General features: G+C 44.3%; 6 protein-coding genes. 1 reads left to right on the forward strand and 5 read right to left on the reverse strand.

Features of this window, described 5'->3' with window-relative positions:
• The first annotated feature begins 16 nt into the window (after window positions 1-16).
• Complete coding sequence (locus QUB10_RS10675) at window positions 17-1,237, forward strand: glycosyltransferase (protein WP_333201905.1); 1,221 nt, start codon at window positions 17-19, stop codon at window positions 1,235-1,237.
• A gap of 556 nt (window positions 1,238-1,793) precedes the next feature.
• Here QUB10_RS10675 and QUB10_RS10680 read toward each other — a convergent pair.
• From QUB10_RS10680 to QUB10_RS10700, 5 genes are all read right to left on the reverse strand, one after another.
• On the reverse strand, window positions 1,794-2,573 hold the full coding sequence (locus QUB10_RS10680; protein WP_333201907.1) for a methyltransferase domain-containing protein: 780 nt from the start codon (window positions 2,571-2,573) through the stop codon (window positions 1,794-1,796).
• A 60-nt stretch (window positions 2,574-2,633) separates the two neighbouring features.
• Entirely contained in the window at window positions 2,634-3,632 is a 999-nt protein-coding gene (locus QUB10_RS10685; RefSeq protein ID WP_333201909.1) for a DUF1698 domain-containing protein, read from the reverse strand.
• A 95-nt stretch (window positions 3,633-3,727) separates the two neighbouring features.
• Window positions 3,728-6,442 (reverse strand): tetratricopeptide repeat protein, encoded by a 2,715-nt coding sequence (locus QUB10_RS10690; RefSeq protein ID WP_445300751.1) that lies wholly within the window; start codon window positions 6,440-6,442, stop codon window positions 3,728-3,730.
• 40 nt (window positions 6,443-6,482) lie between these two features.
• Entirely contained in the window at window positions 6,483-6,662 is a 180-nt protein-coding gene (locus QUB10_RS10695; protein ID WP_333057112.1) for a hypothetical protein, read from the reverse strand.
• A gap of 15 nt (window positions 6,663-6,677) precedes the next feature.
• Complete coding sequence (locus QUB10_RS10700) at window positions 6,678-6,878, reverse strand: hypothetical protein (protein ID WP_333201913.1); 201 nt, start codon at window positions 6,876-6,878, stop codon at window positions 6,678-6,680.
• Window positions 6,879-7,012 lie beyond the last annotated feature (134 nt).

Consider the following 7,012-nt stretch of genomic DNA (forward strand, 5'->3'; position numbering starts at 1 on the left):
TCGGATAATATTATTTATGTTAAACAACCTAAATTCAGCTTTCGGAGTCAACGTTCTAGGTCACGTAACAGGCGAGTTTGGACTTGGGGAAGGGGTGAGGGGTGCGCTCAGAGCAATAGAAGCTGCTGACATTCCTTGTGTGATTAAAGATTTGAAAGAAGATTCGCAGCCGAATTTTGATTCTACCTACACGAATTTTTCTGATAACAATCCTTATCCCGTCAACTACATCCATACTAACCCTCACGAATCTATTCTGAATACAATTAACTCAGGGTATTTTAAAGAGCGATATAATATTGGATATTGGGCATGGGAACTGTTAACATTTCCGGATTTTTGGCTGGGAGCTTTTGATGTGTTTGATGAGGTGTGGACTCCCAGCAGCTATACTGCTGAAGCTATTTCAGCGGTATCGCCGATTCCTGTAATCAAAGTGCCTCACAGCATTTATCTGCCTCCAAATTCGCTCGATCGAGAAGCATTGGATTTGCCCAAAAATAAATTTATTTTTCTGTTCATGTTCGACATTGGCAGCGGCTTTGAACGGAAAAATCCACTGGCTGTTATTGAGGCTTTTAAACAAGCTTTTGAAAGCTCAAATCAAGATGTTTGCCTGGTCATGAAGTTTCGCTCGCATCCCTTATTGCAGATCCACCGAGAGCAACTTTTAGCTGCCGCAGAGGACTGGCCGTCCATTCAATTTATAGAGGGTCATTTAACTAAAGAAGAGGTGAATAGTTTAATCTATAATTGCGACTGTTATGTCTCGCTGCACCGTGCCGAAGGTTTTGGTCTGACAATGGCTGATGCGATGTACTGTGGCAAACCAGTTATCGCTACTGCTTATTCAGCTAATATTGAATTTATGAATGTCGGCAATAGTTTTCTGGTAAACTATGACTTGGTTACAACTGATGAACCTTACGGTCTTTACCCAAAAGGCAGTATCTGGGCCGAACCGGATGTCGATCGCGCTGCTTCCTTAATGCAGTATGTCTTTGACAATCAGCGAGAAGCGCAGCAAGTAGGAGCGCGCGCGGCTAGGGAAATTAGGTCTTCTCTGAGTCCTCAAACTGTGGGAAAAAAAATCAGAAATCGCCTTGAATATATAGCTAGAACGATCGAAGATAAACACTGGTATGAATCCCAAGCCGAAGCATGGAAACAAACCGCACAGCAAGCGCAAATGGCATTAAATCAAGTTAAATTTCCCGCTCGACACGCTGGAACTTAGTAAAGAAACAATTTTTTAATTGCGAGGCACAGAAATATAACTATTGTCTCAAATTTATAGGCATAGTTTGTCAATTTATACAGTATTGTCTAAATTGTCAGAAAAGAAGGTGGAAATATTGTTGAAGTTTTGGAAGATAATTGGATTGGATTCAGGCCAAAAGAAAGGTCGAACACCTTTGTGATTCAAAAATCAACTCGTCTAGTATAATTTTCTACCAGTCTCGGAAAGTGTAGCGTGAGTTTTTTGAATTACTAGCCAATTATATCAATTCCGGTTGCATCGGAATGATTAAACCGCAGAGAACACTCTTGATACAGAGGAAGGGAAGAGATAGATGAATAATTTCGATGAAGCATTGTTCGTCTTCTAATAAATGAGCCTACAAATCTTCCGCTCGCATACAGCAAATGTAAAAACAATAAGATCGATCGGGATCATCGTTTAACAGTTGGCTGTGAAGAAATTCATGGTTTAGAGTTTCCTTGTTTGATGTTTCAATCGATTTTGATAGATTGATAATACCCTTTGTATCCACTATTTTGAAATTGTGCTTCTATAAGAGCTTGCACAAATCATCGAAATAGTATTCTAGCTTGTGCTCGGGATGAATATAATTATTGGGAAACTGTAGCTTTGTAGCTTTCCTGTTAGGGGTATCAAGAGCAAACTTACCACCAGACTTTAACAATTTATAAACTTGATCCAATAGTTGTTCTGCGTCTTCTGTGGTGATGTGTTCGATTGACTCTCCCGACCAAACCAAGTCAAAACTACTTTCTTGAAAGCAGCTTAAGTCTGTCATACTTCCATAAACATATTCAATATTGCAATTTTGGTATTTAACTTTTATTGGCCATTCTTGCCCAGGAAACATCATTTTATCGGGAGGCAAATCTCTAATATATATATTTTCTGGAAGATGAGGATAGCCGAGCTGTAATAGAGCTCCTCTTTGATCTGATGCAGAATAACCTCCCAAATCTAAGATCGCCTTAGCAGGCGGTAGCAGTGTTCTCATCATTTTCATGCGAGCACTATGAAGTTTAGTACCCAAGATAGAGTTGATATTTTCTTCGGTAAAGCTATGATTGCCACCTTCTTCACCTATCAGCTTTTGTTGAAATTCATGCCCCTCAACCATTTTTTTTATAACAGTAGATCGAGACGCACCTGTATTAAGTTCGTTTAACCAACCTTCCATCCCATCAGGATCGGCTTCGCGCTGAAAGATTACCCAATATGCCATCAACAGATAACTTTTGTCGCTTTTAGCATGAGTGGATAAAGTTTTTTGAATTGCTGCTTCTAGAGGCTTTGTTGCTTCGGGGTTCATGGTGGTTCCTTTGATATCGATGAACGTATTTTAATGGAAATAAAGACTCACAAAGTGAAATTATCTCCAAGCATGAAAAGTTGCTCGTCCTGTTTGCGGAATAGGGAAATCTACTAAGCTCACTAATTCGACTTTGCTAAATCCGGCAACTTTCAGCATGGCTATCACGGCTGCTGGATTGGCGCCGCACCAATTGGTTGGATCGTTAGCAAATTCTGTACCGGGATAAAACACCATAGCCGGTCTGTCTTCTGAAAAGAGTTCAACCGTTGTTTCCAATATCAGTTGATTTCCAGTGACGCTAAAAACTTTCTCTAAAGAGAGTAGCGGGTGACGCATATGGTAAAGTACGCCCAGGCACAGAACTAAGTCAAAAGTCCCAATTTTATCGGGAGAAAGATCGAGTATATCTATTTCCAGAGCTTGTACTTTTGAATTGAGAGCTCTCCGTGCTAGATCGAATCCAGATTTCCCATCGAAGGTATGCCACGCATACGAATCCGTTGCGAGAACGCGACTAGCACCGCGACGTTCTGCTTCAAATGAGAAAAAACCATTCCAAGTACCTATGTCAAGCACAGTCCTTCCATCTAGCTTTTCAGGCATTTTTATCCTAAGTAGCTTCTCCGCGCTCTCATCCTGTCCAGGTGTGATTATTCCGTTCCCCAGATCGATCTGATGAAACCAATGTTTACTTGCTACTTGTTCTTTCAACTCATCTATGCTCAGGGGAATTGCAGGAAAATCATCAGCAGGTGGAATAAATTCTTTCACCATTTCCCTATTGGGCATTGTGAAGCTTGTCATTAATTTGCTGCCCCTCTCTTCCTCTGGAAGGCGCTGCTGAAATTCATGGGACTCAAACATCTTTTTTATAACCGTGGCTCGGCTCAAACCTAACTTTAGTTCATTTAACCAAAGTTCTAATCCATCAGGATCAGCTTCGCGCTCAAAGATTACCCAATAGGCCATCCAGAGATAACTTTTGTCGTTTTTCGCATGAGTCGATAAAGTCTTTTGGATGGATTCTTCCAAGCGTTTAGTTGCTTCAGGGTTCATGGTAGTTCCTCTAATCTCGTTCATATTATTTTAAGGCAAGTAGGTTCTATTAGCCTGTATTAAATTACAAAATACAGGCTCAATTGCACGGAAAATTAGAAAATCTTGGGTTCTAACTCTAAGGCGTGACGGTAACAAGAACTCGCTTCATCAATTTGCCCTTTCTTAGTCAAAACTTCACCCAAATTATAGTGGAACCAAGAGAAATCAGGCTTAAGTTCTATGGCGCGGCGATAACAAGCGATCGCCCCGTCCAAATCTCCTTGATGTCGCAGCATATCCGCTAAATTGTTGTGGATATACGGATCGTCAGGTTTTAACTCGATCGCGCGGCGGTAACAGTTCATCGCTTCTTCCCGCTGACCCTTTGCACCCAAAGCATCCCCTAACAATTGGTAAGGTTTGTACTGATTTGGTTGAACTTCAATAGCGCGGCGGTAACAAGTGATCGCCCGATCCGTATCATTCTTTTGCGCGAAGAGCATCCCCAACTGCAATTGCGCCTCCCCGCATTCGGGATTTACTTGCAAAGCCATTTGATAAAAGACGATCGCCCCATCAGCCCAACCCTTCCTTCCCAAAGCATTAGCCAACTCAACATAAAGGTCAGCATCATTCGGCGCAATCTCCAGCGCCTTGTGATACAACTGCACGTCATCACGATTATCCTGAATCGCCTTTCTGTACAAACCCATCGCATCCCGCAAATCCCACTGCGATCGCATCCTCAAAGCATCAGCCAACTTTTGCGAAAGCCACGGCAAATCCGCCTGAATTTCCGCAGCGCGGCGGTAAGCGGCGATCGACTCATCCCACCGTTCCAGGTTCTCAAAAGCCGTTCCCATGTTGTAATAAGTCCACGGAAAATCAGGATTTAACTCGGCCGCGCGTCGGTAAACATCGATCGCCTCATCCCACCTTTCCAGTTCTAGCAGCGCGTCGCCCAATTTGCTCTGCGACCAGAAGAAATTCGGATTAACTTCGTTAGCACGCCGGTAGGCAACAACTGCCTCATCCCAACGTTCCAAATTCACCAGCGCTTCTGCTAAATTGTTGTGCGCCCAAAAATGGTCAGGATTGAGTTCGATCGACCTTTGGTAAGCCGAAATTGCCTCATCCCACCTTCCCAGCTTAATCAGCGCGTCTGCTAAATAGTTGTGCGCCCAACTGAAATCTGGATTTAATTCTGTTGCTTTCCGGTAAGACTCTACAGCTTCTTCCCACCGTTCCAGCTTCAGCAACACATCGGCTAAATTGTTGTGAGACCAGCTAAAATCTGGATTTAATTCGATCGCCTTGCGGTAAGCATTTACAGCTTCCTCCCACCGTTCCAACTTAACCAGCGACTCAGCTAAATTGTTGTGCGACCAAGAAAGATCGGGATTGTTTCTAATAGCGTTGCTGTAAGCATCTACCGCCGCTTCCCACTGTTCTTGCCCCTTAAGAATTTCGCCTAATTCGTGATAAGCTGCGCCAGCATTTGGGTTCAACTCAACCACCCGCCGGTAACACTCAATTCCCTTATCTACCTTACCTTGCTCGATCAAAGTTTTGGCTAAATTCTCGTGTTCCTCAGCCGTGCCGGATTTGGGGTCTATCGCAAATGCTCGATACCAAGCCTCAGCCGCCTCCTCCGACTTGCCTAACTGCGTCAAAAGTTTCGCAAAATTGCGGAAAGCACCGGCAAAATCCGGTTTCAGCGCGATCGCCTTTTCGTAAGCAGAAACCGCTTGCTGCCACTGTTCCTGCTGCGCGCAAATGCTGCCGTAATTAGCGTAAGCTTCGGCAAAATTCGGGTTAATTTCTATTGCTTTGACATAGCAACTTTTAGCTTCATCAATTTTGCCGCCAGCTTGCAGCGCGTTGCCCAGCATTTTGTAAAGCGGCGCTTCCGGCTTAATTTGCAGTGCCTTTTTGCAAGCTGCGATCGCCTGTTCCAATTTGCCCTGAGCAAAATAGCCTTCTGCCAATATTTTGTATGCTTCTGGATCTTCTATATTAATTGTAGAATTAACTGCCTGCTGAACTGGCGGCTTAACTGCCTGCTGCACTGCCTGCTGGACTGGTGGCTTGACTGCGGTTACAGAAGGCTGTTGCTTAACTGCACCGTTTGTTCCATTTGCACCCGCCAAAGTTTCCTGTCCCTCGCTGCCGTTTCTCGCATTAGCTGCGTTCAGTTCAATAGCTTTGCGATAATATGCTGTCGCTTCCTCTAACTTGCCTTGTTTTTTGAGCGCTTCGCCCAAATTTTGGTAAGCTGTCGCCACATTAGGATTTAATTTTATGGCGCGATCGTAACAGGCGATCGCTTCCGGGAATTTTTCCTGCCGAAAAAAAGCGTCGCCCATATTCAAGTGTTCCCCCGGCGCTACTTTTTCCGGTTCCAAACTAAATGCTTGATACCAGCACTGCTGCGCTTCTTCCGGTTTGCTAATTTGTCCAAATACTTTTGCTAAATTCCGGTACACTCCCGCGAAATTCGGCTTAATCGCGATCGCCTTTTGATAAAATCCGATCGCCTCCTGCCATTTTTGCTGCTGCGCGCAAATGCTGCCCAAATTCGCGTATACTTCCGCAAAATTCGGTTCTATTTCAATCGCTTTAGCGTACCAGTGCCGTGCCTCTTCCATCCTGCCTTGAGCTTGCAGCGCGTTGCCCAAAGTCTTGTAAGCTGGTGCAAAATTGGGGTGAATCTTCAAAGCTTGCTCGCAGGAGGCGATGGCTTCTTCTATTTTTCCTTGGGATAAGTATATTTCTCCCTGTTGGTTAAATTGAACCGCTGTTGATTCTGTACTGACTGTTGATGGCATAGGGGCGGCGGCTCCACAAGTAGCAAGTAAATTATAGGATTCAAAATGTTTCACAATTATACAGCGGTTTGACGCCAACAATTGCCGTTTTACCAAAGCTGTCGAGAATGTGATGCAAAGCTTCAACAATAGCAGAATACGATCGCGAGCGCGCAACTCCGGCAAAAAAGCGATCGACCACCTCCGCCTCGGTTTTTTCCCGGCATTCTAGTGCTTGCACCGGAGATACAGGTTTTCACCCCCCATGAGGGATGCCTGATTCGGCTGATGTCAGCAGGATTTTCGAGGTTTGGTTTGTACCTCTAGAAACTTGAGAAAGTCGATAGTGCAGCAGACGAAGTTCCAGCGGCAATAGTTCCTCACGCACCAAAATCGATCGCAGGTATCCGGGCTGCACCACCAGACTTATGGAAGAAATATAGTGAACTACCCACACTAAATCGAAACGATTATAGTGTGGGCTTCTAACATCACAGAGGAATGCCTCAGAACGGACTTGCGTCCAATCTTTGGTCTTACTTCCCCTCCGTTAGCAAAAACGGCTGTTCCATCCGTCTGTAGTATCCTGAT

Source organism: Microcoleus sp. B5-D4 (genome assembly GCF_036705145.1).
Lineage (GTDB): Bacteria > Cyanobacteriota > Cyanobacteriia > Cyanobacteriales > Microcoleaceae > Microcoleus.